This is a genomic window from Streptomyces flaveolus, from assembly GCF_000716535.1.
In the GTDB taxonomy this organism is placed as follows: Bacteria; Actinomycetota; Actinomycetes; order Streptomycetales; family Streptomycetaceae; genus Streptomyces; species Streptomyces flaveolus_A.
Genome location: NZ_JNWV01000035.1, coordinates 12,998 through 34,754, shown reverse-complemented (window position 1 = coordinate 34,754; position 21,757 = coordinate 12,998). Strand labels below are relative to the sequence as shown.

At 70.8% G+C, this 21,757-nt stretch carries 21 protein-coding genes; 12 read left to right on the top strand and 9 right to left on the bottom strand.

The window, feature by feature from the left end:
* Positions 1-369 precede the first annotated feature (369 nt).
* Together OO52_RS33220 and OO52_RS50070 are read right to left on the bottom strand one after the other, a co-directional pair.
* Complete coding sequence (locus OO52_RS33220) at positions 370-645, bottom strand: hypothetical protein (protein ID WP_030650680.1); 276 nt, start codon at positions 643-645, stop codon at positions 370-372.
* Between the two features lie 64 nt (positions 646-709).
* Positions 710-1,528 carry a hypothetical protein gene (locus OO52_RS50070; protein ID WP_030650678.1) on the bottom strand — a complete coding sequence of 273 codons (819 nt, stop codon included), beginning with the start codon at positions 1,526-1,528 and terminating at the stop codon, positions 710-712.
* A 458-nt stretch (positions 1,529-1,986) separates the two neighbouring features.
* On the opposite strand from OO52_RS50070, the gene OO52_RS33210 reads away from it, so the two are divergent.
* From OO52_RS33210 to OO52_RS33200, 3 genes are all read left to right on the top strand, one after another.
* On the top strand, positions 1,987-2,469 hold the full coding sequence (locus OO52_RS33210; protein WP_030650676.1) for a hypothetical protein: 483 nt from the start codon (positions 1,987-1,989) through the stop codon (positions 2,467-2,469).
* Positions 2,470-2,689: 220 nt separating this feature from the next.
* A complete protein-coding gene (locus tag OO52_RS33205) occupies positions 2,690-2,980 on the top strand; it encodes a hypothetical protein (RefSeq protein WP_030650674.1) in 291 nt (96 codons plus the stop codon).
* Between the two features lie 226 nt (positions 2,981-3,206).
* A complete protein-coding gene (locus OO52_RS33200) occupies positions 3,207-3,494 on the top strand; it encodes a hypothetical protein (protein ID WP_030650673.1) in 288 nt (95 codons plus the stop codon).
* Between the two features lie 159 nt (positions 3,495-3,653).
* Here OO52_RS33200 and OO52_RS33195 read toward each other — a convergent pair whose 3' ends face one another.
* The 5 genes from OO52_RS33195 to OO52_RS33175 all read right to left on the bottom strand — a co-directional run bounded on the left by OO52_RS33195 (position 3,654) and on the right by OO52_RS33175 (position 7,200).
* Positions 3,654-3,998, bottom strand: coding sequence for a hypothetical protein (locus OO52_RS33195; protein WP_030650666.1), 345 nt, complete (start codon positions 3,996-3,998; stop codon positions 3,654-3,656).
* Between the two features lie 326 nt (positions 3,999-4,324).
* On the bottom strand, positions 4,325-4,609 hold the full coding sequence (locus tag OO52_RS33190; protein ID WP_158712587.1) for a hypothetical protein: 285 nt from the start codon (positions 4,607-4,609) through the stop codon (positions 4,325-4,327).
* A 165-nt stretch (positions 4,610-4,774) separates the two neighbouring features.
* Positions 4,775-5,116, bottom strand: a complete 342-nt coding sequence (locus tag OO52_RS33185) for a hypothetical protein (protein ID WP_051818736.1) — start codon at positions 5,114-5,116, stop codon at positions 4,775-4,777.
* A gap of 173 nt (positions 5,117-5,289) precedes the next feature.
* Positions 5,290-5,532: a hypothetical protein gene (locus OO52_RS33180; protein WP_030650655.1), complete on the bottom strand. Its 243-nt coding sequence runs from the start codon at positions 5,530-5,532 to the stop codon at positions 5,290-5,292.
* Positions 5,533-5,787: 255 nt separating this feature from the next.
* Positions 5,788-7,200: a condensation domain-containing protein gene (locus OO52_RS33175; RefSeq protein ID WP_030650652.1), complete on the bottom strand. Its 1,413-nt coding sequence runs from the start codon at positions 7,198-7,200 to the stop codon at positions 5,788-5,790.
* Between the two features lie 285 nt (positions 7,201-7,485).
* Between OO52_RS33175 and OO52_RS33170 the strand changes: the two genes are divergently transcribed.
* On the top strand, positions 7,486-8,529 hold the full coding sequence (locus OO52_RS33170) for a zinc-dependent alcohol dehydrogenase family protein (RefSeq protein WP_030650648.1): 1,044 nt from the start codon (positions 7,486-7,488) through the stop codon (positions 8,527-8,529).
* Positions 8,530-8,596: 67 nt separating this feature from the next.
* Here the strand turns inward: OO52_RS33170 and OO52_RS33165 are convergent, their stop codons facing one another.
* Positions 8,597-8,797: a helix-turn-helix transcriptional regulator gene (locus OO52_RS33165; protein WP_030650646.1), complete on the bottom strand. Its 201-nt coding sequence runs from the start codon at positions 8,795-8,797 to the stop codon at positions 8,597-8,599.
* A gap of 347 nt (positions 8,798-9,144) precedes the next feature.
* Here OO52_RS33165 and iolC point away from each other — a divergent pair, with 347 nt between their 5' ends.
* From iolC to mmsA, 5 genes are all read left to right on the top strand, one after another.
* Positions 9,145-10,095, top strand: a complete 951-nt coding sequence (gene iolC, locus OO52_RS33160) for a 5-dehydro-2-deoxygluconokinase (RefSeq protein WP_030650643.1) — start codon at positions 9,145-9,147, stop codon at positions 10,093-10,095.
* Positions 10,096-10,229: 134 nt separating this feature from the next.
* Positions 10,230-11,090 carry a Cgl0159 family (beta/alpha)8-fold protein gene (locus OO52_RS33155; protein ID WP_030650638.1) on the top strand — a complete coding sequence of 287 codons (861 nt, stop codon included), beginning with the start codon at positions 10,230-10,232 and terminating at the stop codon, positions 11,088-11,090.
* Positions 11,091-11,097: 7 nt separating this feature from the next.
* Positions 11,098-11,922 (top strand): 5-deoxy-glucuronate isomerase, encoded by an 825-nt coding sequence (gene iolB / locus OO52_RS33150; RefSeq protein WP_030650636.1) that lies wholly within the window; start codon positions 11,098-11,100, stop codon positions 11,920-11,922.
* On the top strand, positions 11,919-13,796 hold the full coding sequence (iolD, locus tag OO52_RS33145) for a 3D-(3,5/4)-trihydroxycyclohexane-1,2-dione acylhydrolase (decyclizing) (protein WP_030650633.1): 1,878 nt from the start codon (positions 11,919-11,921) through the stop codon (positions 13,794-13,796). The genes iolB and iolD overlap by 4 nt, the downstream gene beginning before the upstream one ends.
* 16 nt (positions 13,797-13,812) lie before the next feature.
* Positions 13,813-15,315 (top strand): CoA-acylating methylmalonate-semialdehyde dehydrogenase, encoded by a 1,503-nt coding sequence (gene mmsA / locus OO52_RS33140; RefSeq protein WP_030650631.1) that lies wholly within the window; start codon positions 13,813-13,815, stop codon positions 15,313-15,315.
* A gap of 54 nt (positions 15,316-15,369) precedes the next feature.
* On the opposite strand, the gene OO52_RS33135 is transcribed toward mmsA, so the two are convergent.
* The gene (locus tag OO52_RS33135; protein WP_030650629.1) at positions 15,370-16,200 is read right to left on the bottom strand and encodes a hypothetical protein; all 831 of its coding nucleotides are present in this window, start codon (positions 16,198-16,200) and stop codon (positions 15,370-15,372) included.
* A gap of 433 nt (positions 16,201-16,633) precedes the next feature.
* Between OO52_RS33135 and OO52_RS33130 the strand changes: the two genes are divergently transcribed.
* The 3 genes from OO52_RS33130 to OO52_RS33120 all read left to right on the top strand — a co-directional run bounded on the left by OO52_RS33130 (position 16,634) and on the right by OO52_RS33120 (position 21,646).
* Complete coding sequence (locus OO52_RS33130; protein WP_030650625.1) at positions 16,634-18,025, top strand: APC family permease; 1,392 nt, start codon at positions 16,634-16,636, stop codon at positions 18,023-18,025.
* A gap of 121 nt (positions 18,026-18,146) precedes the next feature.
* On the top strand, positions 18,147-20,795 hold the full coding sequence (locus tag OO52_RS33125) for a CocE/NonD family hydrolase (RefSeq protein ID WP_030650622.1): 2,649 nt from the start codon (positions 18,147-18,149) through the stop codon (positions 20,793-20,795).
* Positions 20,792-21,646 (top strand): ABC transporter permease, encoded by an 855-nt coding sequence (locus tag OO52_RS33120; RefSeq protein ID WP_030650619.1) that lies wholly within the window; start codon positions 20,792-20,794, stop codon positions 21,644-21,646. The genes OO52_RS33125 and OO52_RS33120 overlap by 4 nt, the downstream gene beginning before the upstream one ends.
* Positions 21,647-21,757 lie beyond the last annotated feature (111 nt).

Below are 21,757 nucleotides of genomic sequence, written 5' to 3'. Positions count from 1 at the left end.
GCCCTGACACGTTCCGGCCGGTCCGGGCAGACCGGTCCCCGCAGCAGCCTGTCGATTGCCGTACACGACAGCACCGCGTTCCCTGAAAGGTCCCGGGGAACCGCAGAACGCGGTCGCAGAGCTTGCCGATGGGCCGTCGGGAATCACGTGCACGCGGAACACGAAGGCGGCTCCCCGTCCGGCGAACAGCGGTCGCGGGCGGCCGGGACACGCGAGGGGATCCGGCCGCCGGCCGTGCAGCGGTCCGGTCGGAGGCGTCCATGCGTGGGAAAGGGCACGCACAGACCACGAGACACGCCACACGCGAAGGCATGGCGTGGTCTCGACGGAATGGTCTGTGCGTGCCCGGGGCAGAGGGCGGCGAGGCCGTCAGAGCGCCTGGCTGTTGCAGCCCATGTCCGAGCCGAGGTGGCTCTGCTGCGCGCCGGGGTTGCCTTCACCGTTCAGCAGGTTGCCCGCCAGGCCGGTGATCGCACCGATGCTGCCGATCACCTCGATGTTCATGTCGTGCGAGCGGCACTCGATGCCCTGCGTGATGTCGAGGTCGTGGCCCGGCTCACCGTGTGCGAACGCGGCGTTGCCGCCGAAGGAGCCGACACTGCCGAGGATGGCGCCCACGAGGACCGCCTTGTGAAACGTGCGCATGGGTTCTCCGTTGGTTGAGGGGACGCGATCTGCACCAGATCGGGTCGGGATTTCGGTGAGGCTGTCAGCCGAGCCGGGGAAGCCCCAGTTGGCCGACGGGTGGCGCCGCGACCTGCCCGAGGCCGACCGGAGCCAGTTCCGGCACGCTCCCCGGCGTGATCTGCGGGTTGAGGAGCGGGTTGATCTGAGGGTTCACCTGGGGGTTCACCTGCGGGGCGACGTGCGCCGGAGGTTCCGGGGCGAACGCCTGGGGCACCGCCACCTGCGGGGCGACCTGCGGCATGACCTGCGGCATGACCTGGGGTACCACCTGCGCCCGCTGCGGGGGAGCGGCTTGGACCGGCTGCGGGGGAGCGGCCTGCTGCGGGTAAGGCGTGGAGGAGGCCTGTGCCGTGCCGAGCGACGTGGCCGAGGCCGTGGCGTAGCCGGTCTGCTGTTGCGGCGCCGGCTGTGCGTACTGGGGCGGGGCCTGCTGGGGTGCCGGCTGTGCGTACTGGGGCGGGGCCTGCTGGGGTGCCGGCTGTGCGTACTGGGGCGGGGCCTGCTGGGGTGCCGGTGCGGCGTACTGGGGAGGCGGGGCCTGCTGGGGTGCCGGTGCGGCGTACTGGGGAGGCGGGGCCTGCTGGGGAGCAGGCTGTGCGTACTGAGGCGGCGCCTGCTGGGGAGCCGGTGCGGCGTACTGGGGAGGCGGGGCCTGCTGAGGGGCCGGTGCGGGCTGTGCGTACTGGGGAGGCGGGGTCTGGTAAGCGGGATACTCGGGAGCCGGCGCCGGAGCGGGACCGCCAGGTCCGACGAGCGTGTCGGCATGGCTGACGCCGACGCCGATGGCGGACAGACCGCCGGCCGCCGCTACAACGAGCGCGGCCTTGTGAAGCTTGCGCATGAAACCCTCGGCCCTTCGATACCTGAAACGTTGCCTTCAGTGCGGTCACGCGTGCGGCGGGTGCGGTTGTTCGCACTGCACGGTCAGCAGCGGTAATGCTGAGCAGCACGCGGACTGCGCGGCGGAGCCGACAGCGAATTCCCCGACCCTTGTCCGGGTGACGGCCGCTGCCCCTCTCCCCGTTGGAACGACTGCTTCTCGCTGTGGTCACGGTTCCCGAGAGCCGTCACCCGTTTGCTCCGACGGGCGGCATTACGTCTGCGGCCACGCGCCTTTGGGTCAAATGGGTGACCCCTAGGGGGCCCCCGTATCTGAGTCCGTTCCCTCCTCGTTCCTCAGGAGCCAAGCGCGATGCTCCGTCGCCGCCGCAGAGAGGGCAGCAAGAACAGCGACAACTGTGCTGCCGCATCAGCAATTCACCAGGTTCCGTGCACAGGTCAAGAAGGGCCGAGGATTCCATGCGCAAGCTTCAGCAAGTCGCGCTCGTCGTCGCAGCAGCCGGTGGTCTGTCCGCCGTCGGCGCCGGCCCAAGCTCCGCTGCCACTCCCGCCTACAACGGGGCCGTGCCGCCGCCCGTTTCACAGCCGGACGCCCAGGCTGCCGCGGCCACCTCATCTCAGGCGACCGCGCAGACGTACGGCTCACCCGCACTGCGGCAGGCGCCCCCCCAGCGGGGCACCGAAATCGCCCCGCAGATCAACCCGCAGTTGAACCCGCAGATCAGTCCGAAAGTCACCCCGCAGGCCCCGCAGTCGCAACAGGGCGCCCCGGTTCACCAGAACAACCTGTTCCGTCCGTACCAGGAGTGCAGCCCGCAGACGCTGCTCGACGCGAACATCCCGGTCGCTCTGCTCGCGGCGTCGGAGACGCACGGCGTCGAGTGCACTCAGGCCAACAGCCAGGCGAACTCCCTCGCCAGCGCGACCGCGATGCGTCAGTAGCGCTTCCGGACGCCGACACACCCCGGCGCCCGGCACGGGCTGCGGAACCGCATTCGACGGAGTCGCACGCATCTGGTACGGCCTTTCGGGTCATTGCCGTCGGAAGTTCGCGGATTCGGCGCGGCGATGTCCGTTTTGGGGTATTTCGTATTAGTCTCCCGTAGCTGAGACGAGTCGATCGCGCACAGATCGAACTCACCCACATCCACTCGGAGATGACATGCGCAAGCTTCGCAACGTTGCCGTCCTGGTCGCCGCGCTCGGCACCATCGGACTCGTGAGCGGCACGGCCCACGCGGGCCAGGGTGGCGGCAAGGGCGGTGACCACGGCGACAAGTTCAAGATCACGCAGAGCTCGCAGTGCAAGTCGCACGACCTGAACCTCGACGTCCTCGGTGAGGTGGGCCTGCTCGACGGCCTGCTGGGCAACGGGCTCAACGGCGAAGGCAACCCGGGCGCCCAGGCCACCAACATCGGCTCGACGATGGGCTGCAACAACAGCGCCCTCTAAGAGTCCTGTCCGGCGCGACAGACGTCGGACGACCAATGGTCCCGGCAACCGAGCGTCAAGCAGGGTGCCGGGACCATTCGCAGCCGCAGGCAGGCCCCTCCGTTGCGGCGAGAGCCGCTCGGATTCGGCGCGTTGCCGGCTTTTCGCAACGACGTACCAGTCTTCGTGAACGCACGAAAGTCGGTCTCTCGTAGATCGCATCCACCCTCACTTCACGGGAGATGACATGCACAAGCTTCGCATGGCTGCCGTCCTCGTCGCCGCATTCGGGAGCGTCGGGCTCCTGGGCGCCGGCGCTGCCCACGCCGACCAGGGCTGGGGCAAGGGCGGCGACAAGTTCGACGTCAAGCAGAGCAGCACCTGTTCGTCGCACGACCTGAACCTCGACATCCTCGGCGAGGTCGGCATCGGCAACGGCCTTGGCGGCAACCTGCTGAACGGCGAGGGCAACCCGGGCGCGCAGGCCACCCACATCGGCTCGACGATGGGTTGCAACAACAGCTTCGGCGGCTAGTAGAGCGGACAGCAATTCCCGGAACTCCGGCCACCGGCCGGGGTTCCGGGAATTTCTTTTGTCCGGCGAATATGCGGCCGAATTGGTGGAAAAGTGTACGTCCGCGGAAACCGAATGCCGGGCCGGGGTCGCTCCCGGCCCGGAAGTCTCCGGTATTCCTCAGAGCTCGATGTGCGGCTTCTTGAAGCCCTTGGGCAGCTCCGCCCTGTTGGAGCAGTCCACGACCTGCCCCACGTTGGCGGACCCACTGGCCGTCAGTTCGTCCTCCGGGAACACCACGCGCGGCCGGTCCGCCGTCGAGCAGTTCTGCTCCTGCTTGAGGGTGTGTGTGCCGTCCTTGTCCATCTGAGTCTCGGACTTGCGGATGCAGACGGTGCCTCCGTGCGCAGTGGTCTTGCAGTCACCCGGCATCGTGTCTGCGTAGGCGTGTCCGGCGCCGACGCACACCAGGGCGAGACCGCCGACGAGCCCCGAGACGGTGGCGATCTTCTGCAGACTGAACATGTGTTGCTTTCCTTTACGACGGAGGCCCGGGCGCCTGTGCCGTTCACCGGCGTGCGCCCGGGCCTGAGAAGGTCGGAACAGATCATCCTGCGCCTGGGTGCGCCGTGAGCCGAACGCGTAGGCGGGATGGCGGCAGCCCGGACGCGCGCCGTTGGATTGCTGCGCGTCCGGGCTGAGTTCGTGACGGGGTGTCACTCGGCACACCGCCGAACGGATCGAGCCGGCGCGAGACCGGAACGTCGAGTTCGTGAGATGTGCATCAGGCTTCCGAAGGAGGTCGATGCGCCCGTTGCCGTGGCGCCGAGGGGTGGGGCCCCGTTACTTCTTTACTCGCCCTCGTGGTCCCCGCCCTCGTGGTCCCCACCCTCGTGGTCCCCGTAGCCCTCCTCGGGCCCGGCGTACCTCTGCTCCTCCGGCTGGCCCTCGTGCTTGTCCTGCGGCTGCACGTAGTAACCGCCACCGACGGCCACGGCGTTCGCCGACGAGTTGGCCACGGCGGTGACCTCCGGCGCCGAGTCGTCGCCGCCGTGGGCGAAGCCGACCCCGGCACCGAGGGCGGACAGACCCATGACCGCCGCCGCTACGACTGCAGTGCGCTGAAACTTACGCATGTTTGACCCTTTCTGACCCAGGCACGATGCCTGGCTGACTACTCAACGTGAGCTTATGTGGACGTTGAGTAGTAATTCAGGATCTACACTCCAGATGTCGCGTTGATCCCTCTTATGTCGTAGAGGCGTCGTGAGGCGTCGGTCGGGGAGCTGTGGCTGTCGGGATCAGCGCCACAGGCTGGGCGACTCCGGTCGGCCGTCGGTCTTTTCGGGCACTCCCCTTGTGGCGGGGGAGCAGGTCACCTCGGGTCCGAGCCGTGTCTGGCCGTTGCCCAGGGCGGCGGGCAGGGTGAGGGGCTCCACCTTCTGGCAGTTCTCCTGGTGGGGGATGACGCCGTCTTCGGGAATCTCACCCGTGATCCGCTGTGTGCAGGTGAGGCCGCCCAGGAGATCCCGGGTGCAGGTTCCCGGGCCGCTTCCGGCGTACGCCTGGGAGGCGCCGACGCAGGTCACGATGAGGCTGCCGAGCAGCCCCGAGGCGGCCACGATCTTCTTCGTGCTGAACATGTGATGCGTTTTCCCTCTGTCCGGGTGCCCTGGTGGTCGGGCACCGTGCGCCCCGGGCACCGGCCGCGCCGGGCTCTGTCTTCGACGCTCGGGCGGCCGGCCGGGGAGCGGGATCCTGCGGGGGTCGGCCGCGCCGGATCCCGCGTGAGCGTCGCGCGCGATGACCGCCGGGCTCAGCCGGTGAAGGCGTTGTTGTATTGGCCGCAGGTGGTGTCCATGGTGTCAGCGAGACCGAGGACGGCGATCGGGAGGTCGTTCTCGGCCACCGTCTGCGGGCTGCACTCCTGGTAGGGGCGGTAGAGGTCGGTGACCCGCAGCCCTTCGTCGGGGGTGTCGGCGATGGCGGTGCCGGCGCCGATGGCCGACAGGCCGCCGGCCGCCACTGCTGCGATCACGACCTGCTGAAGCTTGCGCATGGAACCCTCGGTTCTTTGCTTGTTCGTTGAGGCTAGTTGCCTAGTGTGACCAAGCCGATACTAGCAGTAACGAACGGGGTGTTCCGTGCTGGGCGCCTGTGTCACGAGGGACAAGGGGCCTGAGAACCGGGCGTTCGCCAATGTCCGGGCAGGTCCAGGGCGTTGTCGCTCGGTGTCGGGCGTCGTGTCACATGAGCTCGAGCGGGTGAAGGTGCAGCGCGAGCGTCAACGGGGGGCGGGGAGGGGGCGGTTGTGTCAGAGGCAAGCCGGCTCCGCGACCCGGAGGCCGTCCGCTACCGACGCGGAGAGGATCAGGTCCCGCAGTCCCTCGACGTACCGTCGTACGTTCTTGTAGGCGACGTCGGTGTCCGGGTAACGGCAGGCGAGCCACAGCCCTTCGTGCAGCCTGTTGACCCAGACGCACACCTGGTCGCCGTACGACACCCGGATCAGCCCGTACGCCTTCCTCTCGGTCCAGCGGGCCGAGCCAGGAGTGAGTCGGGCATCCACGTACGAGACGATCGAGTACATGTCGGGTGAGGTCGGGCGGAAGTCCGCGCCGAGCAGGCGAAGTACGCGGGCCAGCGGGATGCGCGCCAGCGAGCGGTTCGCCCGCAGTTCGGCGCGGACGGCGGTGAGCGCGTCGTCGAAGTCCCGTGTCGCGGGCACCTCGATCGGCGCACCGCCGACGTACCAGCCCACGGAATCCGACCAAGCGGGCTTCAGGCGGGTGTGGAACGGGACGACCGTGCGGTAGTACGGGTGACCGCCGAGCTCGTGGACGATCAGACTGGTTGCGGCCAGGAGGCCCACCAGGCTGCCGCCATGGGGTCGGCAGCGCTTCTCGAAGGCGGCGGCCGCGTCCGCGTCGAGGAGAGGCTCGCACATCAGCTTCTGGGCCGGCAGTGGGCCGCCGGGGCGCAGGCCGAGGTCGACGGGGAACTCCGGAAGCCTCCCGTCGCACCGGCTGATGAACTCCCGCCAGCGCGCGACGATCGCGTGTGTGTCGTCGATCCCGTCCGCGTCCACCCGCTCCTGTTCGCAGAAGTCCACATAACTCCCCACGGAGGTACCGGTGGTGGGCCGGCCCGTGACGTCCGCCGTGTACAGGTCGTGGATTTCTTCCGGGATACGCTGGAGGGAGTAGGCGTCGACGTTGGTGTGGTCGAACACCGCGTACACGCTGGTGGAGTCGTCGCGGACGACGGCCGCGTAGATGAGGTTCGGCCAGCCGAGCGCGTCCGCCGCGACGTCGAACCGGTCCTGCATGTACCGGACCAGAGCCTTCGCGTCGGTGAAGTCGCCGATCACCTCGCGGCGCAGCGACACGTCCTTCTCGGCGAGCGTGAACCGGCGCAGTTCGTCGCCCGCCCACCGGAAGCCGCTGCGCAGTGTCTCGTGCCGCACCGTCCAGCGGCGCAGCGCCTGTTCGAGTGCGTCGAGGTCGGCTCGGCCCGGCAGGTCGAACGCGGTGCCCAGCCACGTCGGTACGAACAGTCCGTCTGCGCGTACCGACCGTGCCGTTCTGACGTGTGACTCCTGGATGTACGCCGGAGGCCGCGGGTCCGCCGGCAGTGCTGACGCCGCCGTGATGGTCGCCGGGCTGAACGTCCACTCGACGAGCCGTCCCGGCCGGACCTCGCAGCGCTGGATGTCAGAAATTCGCACAGTGGCGTCTCCTTCGCAGAAGACACCAGCTTGATCAGAGCGGAGCCGTGTGCGAGCAGTGGTCGCTGTGTCGTCGGCTTTTCATCGGGATGTGTGACGCCTCGAACGGCGAAGCGACTCTTCTCCCGACGGCAACCGGGCCGCGTGCGTACGGTGTTCGCCAGCGGAAACGTGGCACGAACGCGGTCGTACGAACTCGTCGTCGTCACGCCGACTTTCAGCGGCGGCGACCGGGAACCACCGCCCCTGCCCTAGCCTTCGCACAGGTTCCCGGAAGGAGCGTGTATGCGAGCCGTGGTCTTCGAGCGGTACGGCGGCCCCGCCGAGGTGACGGACGTGCCCGACCCCCGCCCCGCCCCCCATGGCGTGGTCGTCCGCGTCGAGGCCACCGGCCTGTGCCGCAGCGACTGGCACGGCTGGATGGGGCACGACCCGGACATCACGCTGCCGCATGTACCGGGGCATGAACTCGCCGGTGTCGTCGAGGCGGTGGGCGCGCGGGTGACCGGCTGGCGGCCCGGCGACCGGGTCACCGTGCCGTTCGTCTGCGCCTGCGGCAGCTGCCCGTCCTGCGCTGCGGGCGACCAGCAGGTGTGCGAACGGCAGACCCAGCCGGGCTTCCACCACTGGGGCTCCTTCGCCGAGTACGTCGCGCTCGACCACGCCGACGTCAATCTCGTCGCGCTGCCGGACGACATGACGTACGCCACCGCCGCCTCCCTCGGCTGCCGCTTCGCCACCGCGTTCCGGGCCGTGGTGCAGCAGGGCCGGGTGGCGGCCGGGGAGTGGGTGGCGGTGCACGGCTGCGGCGGCGTCGGCCTGTCGGCGGTGATGATCGCGGCCGCCTCGGGGGCCCGGGTGGTCGCGGTCGACGTGTCACCCCGGGCGCTGGAGCTGGCGCGGACGTTCGGAGCCGCCGAGTGCCTGGACGCGACCGGTGTGTCCGACCCGGCCGCCGCCGTCCGGGAGCTGACCGGCGGCGGTGCCCACCTCTCCCTCGACGCCCTCGGCTCGCCCGCCACCTGCGCGGCATCCGTGAACGGCCTGCGCCGCCGCGGCCGGCACGTCCAGGTCGGTCTGCTGCCCTCGCCCGACGGCACCACCCCGGTTCCGATGGCCCGCGCGACGGCCCTGGAACTGGAACTCCTCGGCAGCCACGGCATGGCCGCGCACACCTATCCAGGCATGCTCCACCTGGTCCGCTCCGGCGTGCTGCGTCCGGATCTCCTGGTGACCCGGACGATCACGCTCGACGCGGCTCCGGCGGCCCTCGCGGCGATGGACACGGCACCGGGCGCGGGCGTCACGGTCATCGAGCCCTGGAGCTGAGAGCTCAGCGCGCACCGCCGTTTCCGCCCGACTCGCCGCTGCCCGGCACCGTGTCCGCGAGAGCGCGTCAGTCGTCTCTGCGGCCGCGGTTGCCGGGGCGGGAGGCGACCCAGGCGCGGACGGTGTCGGCGTACCAGTAGGGCTTGCCGGCCTCGACGTGGTCGGGCGGGGGCAGCAGCCCGTGCTTGCGGTAGGACCGCACGGTGTCCGGCTGCACCCGGATGTGCGCCGCGATCTCCTTGTAGGACCAGAGCCTTCGGTCGGCCATGCGTTGCACCTCCCCGCGCGCACCACGGCGACGACCGGGAAGGGCCGCCGGGGGGACCGGGCGCTGCGCTGATCAGCAAGCCTGTGCCCGGTCAACGACGCAGAGTGACCGAGGGCGTCCCCTGTCGCCCGGGTGTGACCGAGAACCCGCGTACACGTGACATGTGTGACAGGAGGGTGCTGTTTGTGACGCACCCATCACAAAGGCACCCGCACCCGCCCACCCACGGAACCGGCACCCCGCCGAACCCCCCGGAGGCGAACTCGTCCGAATGTCTGGACAAAACATTGACATGGCTCGGCATGCGGGACTAGAAAGCCGGGGAGAGCCATGACGAAGGGAAGCCGATGGCCTACGACCTGATCACCATGGGGCGGATCGGAGTGGACCTCTACCCGCTGCAGACCGGTGTCCCGCTCGCCCAGGTGTCGTCCTTCGGCAAGTTCCTCGGCGGGTCGGCGACGAACGTGGCGGTCGCCGCGGCCCGCCTCGGCCGGCACACCGCGGTGATCACCCGCACCGGCGACGACCCGTTCGGCACCTACCTCCACGAGGCGCTGCGGGACTTCGGCGTCGACGACCGCTGGGTCACCCCCGTCCCCGGCCTGCCGACCCCGGTCACCTTCTGCGAGGTCTTTCCGCCGGACGACTTCCCGCTCTATTTCTACCGGCAGCCCAAGGCCCCCGACCTGGAGATCGACGCCCACGAGCTGGACCTGGACGCCGTCCGTGAGGCCCGGATCTTCTGGGTCACCGGCACCGGCCTGAGCGAGGAGCCGAGCCGTACGGCGACCCTCGCGGCCCTCGCCCACCGGGCCAGGGCCGGCATCACCGTCTTCGATCTCGACTGGCGCCCCATGTTCTGGTCGGACCCCGGCACCGCCCGCCCCTTCTACGCCGAGGCCCTGCGCCACACCACCGTCGCCGTCGGCAACCTGGACGAGGTGGAGATCGCGACGGGGGTGCGCGAACCGCACGCCGCCGCCCGCGCCCTGCTGGACGCCGGGGTCGAGCTGGCCGTCGTCAAGCAGGGGCCCAAGGGCGTCCTCGCCGTCAACCAGAAGGGCGAGTCGGCCGAGGTCCCGCCCCTGCCCGTCACCGTCCTGAACGGACTCGGCGCCGGGGACGCCTTCGGCGGCTCCCTCTGCCACGGCCTGCTGGCCGGCTGGGACCTGGAGACGATCATGCGGCATGCCAACGCGGCCGGGGCCATCGTCGCCTCCCGGCTGGAGTGCTCCTCCGCGATGCCGACCCCGGACGAGGTGGCCGCCGCGCTCGACGCCGGAGCGGTGCTGTGAGGGCCGGCCGCGTCACGGGCACGCACCCCGAGGGTGGCACCGGCCCCGGAACTGGCTCCGGAGCCTCCGCGAACGCTCCCCGCGAGGGCACCGGCACCCCGCAACGGCGTGTCGACGTAGGGGAACTCGTCCGGATCCGCACCCGGCACCCCGAGGCGATCGCGGAGGCCGCCGCCCGCCGGGCCCGCAGGCCGCTGCTGAACGAGAGCGGGCGGCTGATGATCGTCGCCGCCGACCACCCGGCCCGTGGCGCGCTCGGCGTCGGCGACCGCAAGCTCGCCATGGCCAACCGCGCCGACCTGCTCGAACGCCTCTGCCTCGCACTGTCCCGGCCCGGCGTCGACGGCGTCCTCGCCACCGCCGACATCCTGGACGACCTGCTCCTCCTCGGCGCCCTGGACCACAAGGTCGTCATGGGCTCGATGAACCGCGGCGGCCTGCAAGGGGCCAGCTTCGAGCTGGACGACCGGTTCACCGGTCACCGCCCGGAGGACATCGAGCGCCTCGGCTTCGACGCGGGCAAACTGCTGCTGCGCGTCGACTACGGCGACCCGGGCTCCCTGACCACCCTGGAGTCCACCGCCCGCGCCATCGACGCCATGGCCGAGCGCCGGCTGCCGGTGTTCGTGGAGCCGTTCATCAGCCGCCGTACCCCTGGGGGGAAGGTGGCGAACGACCTGTCCGCCGAGGCGGTCACCCGTTCCATCGCCATCGCCTCCGGCCTCGGCGGCTCCTCCGCCTACACCTGGCTGAAGGTGCCGGTCACCGAGAACCCCGACGACATGGCCCGGGTGATGGAGACCTCCACGCTGCCCGCCGTGCTGCTCGGCGGGGACATCGGCGACTCGCCCGAGGACCAGGTCGCCGCGTACGAGAAGTGGCGCGGCGCGCTCCAACTCCCCACCGTGCGCGGCCTGGTGGTCGGCCGCTCGCTGCTGTACCCGGCGGACGGCGATGTGGCCGCCGCCGTGGACACCGCCGTAGGACTGCTGTGAGGGCCGCATGACCAGCACCGACCTGCATCTGCCCCGGGGCGCCACCGCGAATCCCCAGTACACCGTCGACATCGATCCCAAGGTGGCCGGCTGGACACACAGCAGCCTGCGTGTCGTCGAGCTGGCGCCCGGTGGCAGTCATACGTTCACCACCGGGGACAGTGAGTGGATCGTCCTTCCGCTGGAAGGCGGATGTACCGTACATATGGAGCACGAAGAGTTCCAACTCCTGGGCCGGGAAAGCGTGTTCGCGGATGTCTCCGACTTCGCGTACGTGCCCCGGGACGCCCAGGTCCTGATCGCCTCCGGCGCGGGAGGCCGCTTCGCCCTGGCAGGAGCGAAGTGCGAGCGACGACTCCCCGCCCGCTACGGCCCCGCGCCGGAGGTCCCCGTCGAGGAACGCGGCAGCGGCACCTGCGCACGCCGGGTGCGCAACTTCGCCTCCGCCGACTCCTTCGAGTGCGACAAGCTGATCGCCGTAGAGGTGATCACGCCGGGCGGCCACTGGTCCTCGTACCCGCCGCACAAGCACGACGAGCACCGGCCGGGCGAGGAGTCCGAGCTGGAGGAGATCTACTACTTCGAGATCGACGGCCCGAACGGGCTGGGCTATCAGCGGGTGTTCCCCTCGCGGGACGGCGGTGCGGACGTCCTCGCCGAGGTCCGTTCCGGCGACGCGGTCCTCGTCCCCGACGGCTGGCACGGCCCGTCCATCGCCCAGCCCGGACACGACATGTACTACCTGAACGTCATGGCGGGCCCGGGCGAGACCCGGGAATGGCGGATCTGCTTCCACCCCGACCACGTAGAAAGCACAGGGGGATACCGATGACGATCCGGCTGACCGTCGCCCAGGCGCTCGTCCGCTTCCTCGCCGCCCAGTACACCGAGCGGGACGGCGAGCGACAGCGGCTGATCGGCGCCACCTGGGGCATCTTCGGGCACGGCAACGTCGCCGGCATCGGCCAGGCGCTGGTCGAGTACGCCGACGTGATGCCGTATCACCAGGGCCGCAACGAGCAGTCCATGGTGCACGCGGCGGTCGGCTACGCCCGCCAGTCGAACCGCCTGTCCACGCACGCGGTCACGACGTCGATCGGTCCCGGCGCGACCAACCTCGTCACCGGCGCCGCCCTCGCGACCATCAACCACCTCCCGGTGCTGCTCCTGCCCGGCGACGTCTTCGCCACCCGCCCCGCCGACCCGGTCCTGCAGCAGCTCGAGTTGCCGTACGCGGGCGATGTGTCGGTCAACGACACCCTGCGCCCGGTGTCGAAGTACTTCGACCGCATCACCCGCCCGGAGGCCCTGATCCCGGGCGCGCTCCAGGCCATGCGGGTCCTCACCGACCCGGTGGAGACCGGCGCGGTCACGCTCGCCCTGCCGCAGGACGTGCAGGCGGAGGCCTTCGACTGGCCGGAGGAGTTCTTCTCGACGCGCGTGTGGACCGTACGGCGGCCGGGCGCGGACCCGACCGAGCTGGCGGAGGCGGTCCGGGCGATCCGCTCCGCCGCACGGCCCCTCGTCATCGCCGGCGGCGGGGTCCACCACAGCCGCGCCGAGGAGGCGCTGGCGGAGTTCGCGGCGGCGACCCGCATCCCGGTCGCCTCCACCCAGGCCGGAAAGGGCTCACTGCGGTACGACCACCCGCAGGACGTCGGCGGGGTCGGCCACACCGGCACCGCGACCGCCGACGAGCTGGCCCGCACCGCCGACCTGGTGATCGGCGTCGGCACCCGGTACACCGACTTCACCACCGCCTCCGGCACCCTCTTCGAGAACCCGGCCGTCCGCTTCCTGAACCTCAACATCGCGTCCTTCGACGGCCACAAGCTGTCCGGGCTCCCGCTGGTCGCCGACGCCCGCAGCGGCCTGGAGGAGCTGACCGAGCGGCTGCAGATGCACGGCCACCGGGTCGCCGACACCTACGTCAGCGAGTACACAGAGGACAAGGAACGCTGGGAGCAGCGCGTCGACGCCTGCTTCGAAGCCGACGAGATCGACGTACGGCCGACCCAGCCGCAGGTCATCGGCGCCCTGGACGCGCTGGTGGACGAGTCGGACGTCATCATCAACGCGGCCGGCTCGCTCCCGGGCGACCTGCACAAGCTGTGGCGGGCGCGGTCGTACGACCAGTACCACCTGGAGTACGGCTACTCCTGCATGGGCTACGAGATCCCGGCCGCCCTCGGGGTGAAGCTCGCCGCGCCCGAGCGGAACGTGTGGGCGCTGGTCGGCGACGGCACGTACCTGATGATGCCGACGGAGATCGTGACCGCCGTCCAGGAGGGCATCGCGATCAAGATCCTGTTGGTGCAGAACCACGGGTACGCCTCGATCGGCGGGCTCTCGGAGTCGGTGGGCGGCGAGCGGTTCGGCACGGCCTACCGCTACACCGCGGAGGACGGCACCTTCACCGGCGCCCCGCTCCCCGTCGACCTCGCCGCCAACGCGGCCAGCCTCGGCATGCGGGTGCTGCGCGCGAAGACGGTACGGGACCTGCGCGCGGCGCTTGCGGAGGCGCGCGCGGCCGACACACCCACATGTGTCTACGTGGAGACGGAAACGTCCGACACTGTGTCGGGGGCGCCTCCGGCGCAGGCCTGGTGGGATGTTCCTGTGGCCGAGACCGCGACCCGATCGTCCGCGGTCAAGGCACGTGAGCTCTACGAACGGCACGTCTCGACCCGACGCCGCCATCTGTGAGAAGGAGTCTTAGGGCATGACGAAGATCGTCAACCACTGGATCGGCGGGAAGGCCGTCGAGGGTGCGTCGGGTGCGTACGGGCCGGTCACCGACCCGGCGACCGGCGCGGTCACCACCAAGGTCGCGTTCGCGTCGGTCGAGGAGGTGGACGCGGCCGTCGCGGCGGCCAAGGACGCCTATCTGACCTGGGGCCAGTCCTCCCTGGCCCAGCGCACGTCCATCCTCTTCAAGTTCCGGGCGCTGCTCGACGCGCACCGGGACGAGATCGCCGAGCTGATCACCGCCGAGCACGGCAAGGTGCACTCGGACGCGCTGGGCGAGGTGGCGCGCGGCCTGGAGATCGTCGACCTGGCCTGCGGCATCAACGTCCAGCTCAAGGGCGAGCTGTCCACGCAGGTCGCGAGCCGGGTGGACGTGGCCGCGATCCGCCAGCCGCTCGGTGTCGTCGCGGGCATCACGCCGTTCAACTTCCCGGCGATGGTCCCGATGTGGATGTTCCCGATCGCCATCGCGTGCGGCAACACCTTCGTGCTGAAGCCGAGCGAGAAGGACCCGTCGGCGTCGGTCCGGCTCGCCGAGCTGCTGGCCGAGGCCGGCCTGCCCGACGGTGTCTTCAACGTCGTGCACGGCGACAAGGTGGCCGTCGACCGCCTCCTGGAGCACCCGGACGTCAAGGCCGTCTCCTTCGTCGGCTCGACCCCGATCGCCCGCTACATCCACACCACCGCCTCCGCCAACGGCAAGCGCGTGCAGGCCCTGGGCGGCGCCAAGAACCACATGCTGGTCCTGCCCGACGCCGACCTGGACGCGGCGGCCGACGCGGCCGTGAGCGCGGCGTACGGCTCGGCGGGCGAGCGCTGCATGGCCATCTCGGCGGTCGTGGCGGTGGGCGCCATCGGCGACACGCTGGTGGAGAAGATCCGCGAGCGCGCCGAGAAGATCAAGATCGGCCCCGGCAACGACCCGGCGTCGGAGATGGGCCCGCTGATCACCAAGGCACACCGCGACAAGGTCGCCTCGTACGTGGAGGGCGCCGCCGCCGAGGGCGCCGAGGTCGTGCTGGACGGCACGGGCTACACCGTCGAGGGCTTCGAGGACGGCCACTGGATCGGCATCTCGCTGCTGGACAAGGTGCCGACCAGCGCGAAGGCGTACCAGGACGAGATCTTCGGCCCGGTGCTGTGCGTGCTGCGCGCCGAGACGTACGAGGAGGGCGTGGCGCTCATCAACGCCTCGCCGTTCGGCAACGGCACCGCGATCTTCACCCGGGACGGTGGCGCCGCCCGCCGCTTCCAGCTGGAGATCGAGGCCGGCATGGTCGGCGTGAACGTGCCGATCCCGGTGCCGGTGGGCTACCACTCCTTCGGCGGCTGGAAGGACTCGCTCTTCGGCGACCACCACATCTACGGTAACGACGGCACGCACTTCTACACCCGCGGCAAGGTCGTCACCACGCGCTGGCCCGACCCGGCGGACGCCCCGGCGGGCGTGGACCTGGGCTTCCCGCGCAACCACTGAGCCGGACAGCAGGGTGCCCCATCCTCCGCGCGAGAGGGCGGGGCACCGCTGCCGTCAGCCCTGCTGGTTCTGCCGCGCCTTGACCATGTCGGTGAGGTCGGCGACGCGCCCGGCGGGCGGCGCCTTCACGGTGGCCGTCCTGCCGAACTTGTCGAAGTCCATGCTGACGGTCATGACGCCGATCTTCTCCTTGAACCGCACCGGCAGGTCGTCGGGGCCGACCCACACGTCCACGAGGATCGACTTCGCGCCGGTCACCTTGCTCATGGCGCTGTCCTCGCCGAGAACGTCCTTGAGCTTGCCCATGTGCGCGCGGTCGATGACGCCGCGGTAGTGGGTGGTGTGCCGTCCGTTCACGGTCTGCGTGCCGAGGTCCTGGACGTCCTTGGCGTACTTCAGGCCCTTCATGGAGGCGGAGGGGCTGCCGTTGTCGCCGCTGAGGGCCTGCGCGCCCTTCACCCCGAAGAGGGCCGAGCTGTCGATCTTGATCCAGTCCTTGCCCTGGTACGGGCCGGAGCGGAAGCGGTCGACGTCGTAGTAGTAGGCGCCGTCGACGAACAGGACGTGCGTCGTGGGGGAGTGGTTCATGGCCTGCATGTTCGCGGCCTTGGTGTTCATCTCCGCGTCGAAGGCGTACGAGCCTCCCCAGGAGTAGGTGCCCTTCATGGAGATCGGGTCGCCGGTGCCGAGGTCGGTCGTCATCCGCACCTCGGCCGAGCCCAGCCGCTCCGTCCGGTCCGTCGCCCTGGTCAGTGCCGCCATGGCCTGGTCGGCCTTGTCGACCGCCTTGACGGCCGTCTTGGCGCTCTCCGTGCCGCAGCCCGAGGTCGCCACCAGCGCCGCCGCCGTGCATACCACCCAGGCGGCGGTGTGCCGCTTGTCCATGTCCCCACCCCGAGAGCTGTCCGTCTGCTGTCCGGGGCGCACTCTATCCGCCACCACTGACATGGACGCGACCGGTTTACCCGTCCGGATTCCGGACGGCTGACATTTTTTTGCAACCTTGGCTGCGGTTCCCGTTCAGCGTGGACGAAACGGGTGACGAAGGGATTGCGAGCAGATGACCTTCAAAAGCAAGATCACATCCGCGAGGAGCTTGATGGATGCACCTATAGGGCGTCACAGCCTGGGAAAGTGATGCAGCGAACGGTCATCCGGATGTGCGGATTCCGAAGGTAAACGGCCATTGACGTGGCGGTTTTCGTCGGGGTTCTCTATGCAGCGCCGGGAGCGGACGAGACGAACGTACGACGATCCGCCGGAGGCGATAGCGCTCCCGACCCCACCCGCAGCCGCTCACGTCGAACGGAACCGCCGTATGACCGACACGCTCCAGAAGTCCGTGGTAGACACCGCGACGGCCCCCGCACCGGGGCTGAAGCGTTCCATCGGTGTCGTCGGCGGCACTCTGCTGACGCTGTCCTGCGTCACGCCCGCCTCCACGCTCTTCGTCGTCGTCCCCGACCTGTTCGGTTCCCTCGGCACCGCGACCGCCCTGACGATCGCCATCGGCTCGCTCCTCTGTATCGCCGTGGCGTTCTGCTACTCCGAGCTGGGCACGCTGATCCCCAGCGCGGGCGGCGAGTACGCCATGGTCTCCACGATGGCCGGGCGCCTCGCGGGCTGGCTGGTCTTCGTGCTCTCCCTGCTGGTCGTGATGATCGTGCCCCCGGTCATCGCGATGGGCACCGCGGACTACCTCGCCCCCATCGTCCACCTGGACCCGTCCATGACGGGCGCCGGAGTGATGCTGCTGGCCACCCTCGCCGGCCTGCTGGACCTGCGCGCCAACGCCTGGATCACCGGCATCTTCCTGGTCCTGGAAGTCATCGCCGCCGGGGTCGTCGCCCTGCTGGGCTTCTCGCACAGCCACCGCGGGGTGGGCAGCCTGGTCTCGATGCAGGTGGCCGGCGCCCACGGTCACACGGACACCGTGACGGCCATGCTGATCGTCTCGGGCCTCGCCATCGCCCTCTTCGTCACCCAGGGCTTCTCCACCGCCGTCTACCTCTCCGAGGAACTGGAGAACCCGCGCCGCAACGTCGCCCGGACGGTCCTCGCCACCCTCGCCATCTCCACCGTGGTCATCCTCGTGCCGGTCGCCGCCATCACCATGGGCGCCTCCGACCTGAAGGAACTCACCGGCGGCGACATCAGCTCCATGGTCACCGCCTGGTCCAACTCCGCGGTCGGCACCTTCGTCAGCCTCTGCGTGGCCCTCGCGATCATCAACGCGGGCATCGTCATGGTCATCCAGAACTCGCGCGTCCTGTTCGCCTCGGCCCGCGACAAGGCCTGGCCCGGCCCGGTCAACACCGTCTTCTCCAAGCTCGGCCGCTTCGGCTCCCCCTGGGTCGCCACCCTCGCGGTCGGTGTCCCCGGCGCGGTGCTCTGCTTCGTCAACCTGGACACCCTGTACGGCGTCACCGGCGTCTCGGTGACCGGCATGTACCTGCTCGTCGCGGTCGCCGCCCTGCTCGCCCGCCGCGGCTCCCACAAGCACACGGCCGCCTGGCGGATGCCGCTGTGGCCCGCGGTGCCGGTCCTGCTCATCGCCGTCCTGGCCTACATCCTGACCCAGCAGGAGACGAGCTACCTGCTGTGGACCGGCGGCATCACCGCCGCGGCGACGCTGTACTGGGCCCTGTACCTGCGCCCGCGCCGTGACACCCACTGGCTGGTGTCGATCCCGGAGGACGCCCAGGCCTGACCCAGCCGGTGGCCGTACCACGGTCGCGGTAGAAGAGGGCGGACCCGTACTCCCAGGGGAGGGTCCGCCGTTCAACCCCAGGTCGGCAGCGCTTGTCAGTGGCGGCCCGTACCGTTGACACATGGATCTTCGACTGCCCGCCCTGCGGAACCCGCTGCGGCGGCCCCGTCGGCTCACCGCCGCCGCGGCCGCCGTCGTGGTGCTCGCCGGCGCCGGCACGTGGACGGCGGCCGTCGCCTCCGACGACCCGCGGGCCGTGCGCCGCAGCGACCAGGTGATGGCGGTCGACGGGGTGCGACTGGACACCTCGTACTTCACCCCGGCCGGCACCGGCCGGCACCCCGCCGTCCTGCTCGCCCACGGCTTCGGCGGCAGCAAGGACGACATGCGCCGGCAGGCCGAGGACCTCGCCCGGGACGGGTACGCGGTCCTGACCTGGTCCGCGCGCGGCTTCGGCAGGTCGACCGGGAAGATCGGACTCAACGACCCGAAGGGCGAGGTCGCCGACGTCTCCCGGCTCATCGACTGGCTGGCCCGGCAGCCCCAGGTGCTGCTGGACAAACCCGGCGACCCGCGCGTGGGCCTGGCCGGCGGCTCCTACGGCGGCGCGATCTCCCTGCTCGCCGCCGGACACGACCACCGGGTCGACGCCATCGCCCCGGCCATCACCTACTGGAACCTCGCGGACGCCCTGTTCCCGAACGACGTGTTCAAGAAGCTGTGGGCCGGCGTCTTCGTCAACACCGGCGGTGGCTGCGGAAAGTTCGAGCCGGCGCTGTGCCGGATGTACGACCGGGTCGCCGAGTCCGGCACCCCGGACCCGGCCGCCCGGAAGCTGCTGGAGGAACGCTCGCCGTCGGCGGTCGGCGACCGCATCAAGGTGCCCACGCTGCTGGTGCAGGGGCAGACGGACTCCCTGTTCCCCCTCGGCCAGGCCGACGCGGCCGAGAAGGCGATCCGCGCGAACGGCGCCCCGGTCGACGTCGACTGGATCGCCGGCGGGCACGACGGCGGCGACATGGAGACGAGCCGGGTCGAGGCACGCGTGCGTGCCTGGTTCGACCGGTACCTCAAGGGCGACAAGGGCACCGACACCGGCCCGGCCTTCCGGATCACCCGCACCGGTGGCGTCGACTCCACCGACGGCACCGCCCGGCTGCGCGGCGCGAGCGCCGCCGCCTATCCCGGCCTGCGCGACCATCCACGCGCCATCGCCCTCACCGGCGGCACGCAGCGCGTCGCCAACCCGGCCGGGGCCAGCCCGCCCGGCGTCTCCGCGCTGCCCGGCCTCGGCGGCGGCGGCCTCGCCCAGCTCTCCGCGCTCGGCGTCGGCGTCTCCCTGGACTTCCCCGGCCAGTCCGCGCGGTTCGACTCGGCGCCGCTCACCAGCGACCTGCGCATCACCGGCACCCCGACCGCCACGGTGCACATCACCTCCACCCGCGACGACGCCGTCCTGTTCGGCAAGGTCTACGACGTCGGCCCCGACGGCACCCGCCAGGTGCTGCCCGCCCAGCTCGTCGCCCCCTTCCGGGTGACCGGCGCCAAGACGGGCAAGGACGTCACCGTCACGCTCCCGGCGATCGACCACGAGGTGCAGAAGGGCCACCGGCTCCGCCTGGTCCTCGCCTCCACCGACCTCGGCTACGCCTCCCCGGCCGCCCCGGCCACCTACACCGTCTCCCTGAAGGGAGACCTGAGCGTGCCGACGGCCCCCTCCGTCGCCACCGCCGCCGCGCCCCTGCCGGCCTGGGTCTGGTGGCTGCCCGTGGCCGGCGCGGCCGCCGCCCTCGCCCTGCTGCTCACCACGCGCCGCCGGACGGCCGCCCCCGCCCCCGACCCCGAGCTGGCCGAGGTCCCGCTGGTGATCACGGACCTGAGCAAGCGCTACGCCGGCTCCACCGACCGGTACGCCGTCCGGGACCTCTCCTTCCGGGTGGAGAAGGGCCAGGTCCTCGGCCTGCTCGGACCGAACGGCGCGGGCAAGACCACCACCCTGCGCATGCTGATGGGCCTCATCCGGCCGGACGCCGGCGAGATCCGCGTCTTCGGCCACGCCATCCGGCCCGGCGCGTCGGTGCTCTCCCGGGTCGGCGCGTTCGTGGAGGGCGCCGGCTTCCTGCCCCACCTGTCCGGCCGGGAGAACCTGGAGCTGTACTGGCGGGCCACCGGCCGCCCGCCCGAGGACGCCCGCCTGGACGAGGCCCTGGAGATCGCCGGGCTCGGCGACGCGCTCGCCCGCGCGGTCCGCACGTACTCGCAGGGCATGCGCCAGCGCCTCGCCATCGCCCAGGCCATGCTCGGCCTGCCCGACCTCCTCATCCTGGACGAGCCCACCAACGGCCTGGACCCGCCCCAGATCCGCGAGATGCGCGAGGTGATGATCCGCTACGCGGCCGCCGGCCGCACGGTGATCGTCTCCAGCCATCTCCTCGCCGAGGTGGAGCAGTCCTGCACCCACCTGGTGGTGATGGACCGCGGCCGGCTGGTGCAGGCGGGCCCGGTCCGGGAGATCGTCGGCTCCGGCGACACCCTGCTGGTCGGCACCGCCGTACCGGTGCAGGAGCCGGTGGTGGAGAAGGTGGGCGCGCTGGACGGCGTCGCCTCCGCCGTGCGCACCGACGACGGGCTGCTGATCCGGCTGGAACCCGGCGGCACCGCCGAGCGACTGGTCGTGGAACTGGTGCGGCTGGAGGTGCCCGTCGCCTCCGTCGGCCCGCACCGCCGCCTGGAAGACGCCTTCCTCACCCTGATCGGAGGTTCCGCATGAGCACGCTCACCGAGGTCGCCTCCGGCTATCAGGCGGGGCGCACCCTGCCGCTGCGGGTCGAGCTGGTCCGCCAGCTCAAGCGGCGCCGCACGCTGGTCATGGGCGCCATCCTGGCCGTACTGCCGTTCGTGCTGCTGATCGCCTTCGCGATCGGCGGCGACCCGGGCGGCCGGAACAACCAGGTCACCCTGATGGACACGGCCACCGCCTCCGGCGCCAACTTCGCCGCCGTGAACCTCTTCGTCTCGGCGGGTTTCCTGCTGGTGATCCCGGTCGCCCTGTTCTGCGGGGACACGGTCGCCTCCGAGGCGAGCTGGTCCTCGCTGCGCTATCTGCTCGCCGCGCCGGTGCCCAGGGCCCGGCTGCTGTGGTCCAAGCTCGTGGTGGCACTCGGGATGAGCCTCGCCGCGATGGTGCTGCTGCCGCTCGTGGCGCTCGCCGCCGGCACGGCCGCCTACGGCTGGGGCCCGCTGGAGATACCGACCGGCGGCGCGCTGGACACGGGTACGGCGGCCCAGCGGCTCCTGGTGGCCGTGGCGTACATCTTCGTGTCCCAGCTGGTCACCGCCGCGCTGGCGTTCTGGCTGTCGACCAGGACGGACGCCCCGCTCGGCGCGGTCGGCGGCGCGGTCGGCCTGACCATCGTGGGAAACGTCCTGGACGCCGTCACCGCCCTCGGCCACTGGCGTGACTTCCTGCCCGCGCACTGGCAGTTCGCGTGGGCCGACGCCGTCCAGCCCCGTCCCGAGTGGTCCGGCATGATCCAGGGCACCGCGCTCTCCATAACGTACGCCCTGGTGCTGTTCGCCCTGGCCTTCCGCGGTTTCGCCCGCAAGGACGTCGTCTCGTAGGTCACCGGCGCGTCACTCACCGGTCACGGCCGGCCGCCGTCGTGGCCGGTTCGAGATCCATCCGCAACTCCCCGGGACGCACGTTCCGGGCCTCTGCCCCGTCACAGTCGG

Bases quoted from the DNA above. Each gene is read 5' to 3' on its own strand.
- OO52_RS33220 (WP_030650680.1), bottom strand. From the start codon at position 645: ATGCGCACGTTTCACAAGGCGGTCCTCGTGGGCGCCATCCTCGGCAGT.
- OO52_RS50070 (WP_030650678.1), bottom strand. From the start codon at position 1,528: ATGCGCAAGCTTCACAAGGCCGCGCTCGTTGTAGCGGCGGCCGGCGGT.
- OO52_RS33210 (WP_030650676.1), top strand. From the start codon at position 1,987: ATGCGCAAGCTTCAGCAAGTCGCGCTCGTCGTCGCAGCAGCCGGTGGT.
- OO52_RS33205 (WP_030650674.1), top strand. From the start codon at position 2,690: ATGCGCAAGCTTCGCAACGTTGCCGTCCTGGTCGCCGCGCTCGGCACC.
- OO52_RS33200 (WP_030650673.1), top strand. From the start codon at position 3,207: ATGCACAAGCTTCGCATGGCTGCCGTCCTCGTCGCCGCATTCGGGAGC.
- OO52_RS33195 (WP_030650666.1), bottom strand. From the start codon at position 3,998: ATGTTCAGTCTGCAGAAGATCGCCACCGTCTCGGGGCTCGTCGGCGGT.
- OO52_RS33190 (WP_158712587.1), bottom strand. From the start codon at position 4,609: ATGCGTAAGTTTCAGCGCACTGCAGTCGTAGCGGCGGCGGTCATGGGT.
- OO52_RS33185 (WP_051818736.1), bottom strand. From the start codon at position 5,116: ATGTTCAGCACGAAGAAGATCGTGGCCGCCTCGGGGCTGCTCGGCAGC.
- OO52_RS33180 (WP_030650655.1), bottom strand. From the start codon at position 5,532: ATGCGCAAGCTTCAGCAGGTCGTGATCGCAGCAGTGGCGGCCGGCGGC.
- OO52_RS33170 (WP_030650648.1), top strand. From the start codon at position 7,486: ATGCGAGCCGTGGTCTTCGAGCGGTACGGCGGCCCCGCCGAGGTGACG.
- OO52_RS33165 (WP_030650646.1), bottom strand. From the start codon at position 8,797: ATGGCCGACCGAAGGCTCTGGTCCTACAAGGAGATCGCGGCGCACATC.
- iolC (WP_030650643.1), top strand. From the start codon at position 9,145: ATGGCCTACGACCTGATCACCATGGGGCGGATCGGAGTGGACCTCTAC.
- iolB (WP_030650636.1), top strand. From the start codon at position 11,098: ATGACCAGCACCGACCTGCATCTGCCCCGGGGCGCCACCGCGAATCCC.
- iolD (WP_030650633.1), top strand. From the start codon at position 11,919: ATGACGATCCGGCTGACCGTCGCCCAGGCGCTCGTCCGCTTCCTCGCC.
- mmsA (WP_030650631.1), top strand. From the start codon at position 13,813: ATGACGAAGATCGTCAACCACTGGATCGGCGGGAAGGCCGTCGAGGGT.
- OO52_RS33135 (WP_030650629.1), bottom strand. From the start codon at position 16,200: ATGGACAAGCGGCACACCGCCGCCTGGGTGGTATGCACGGCGGCGGCG.
- OO52_RS33130 (WP_030650625.1), top strand. From the start codon at position 16,634: ATGACCGACACGCTCCAGAAGTCCGTGGTAGACACCGCGACGGCCCCC.
- OO52_RS33125 (WP_030650622.1), top strand. From the start codon at position 18,147: ATGGATCTTCGACTGCCCGCCCTGCGGAACCCGCTGCGGCGGCCCCGT.
- OO52_RS33120 (WP_030650619.1), top strand. From the start codon at position 20,792: ATGAGCACGCTCACCGAGGTCGCCTCCGGCTATCAGGCGGGGCGCACC.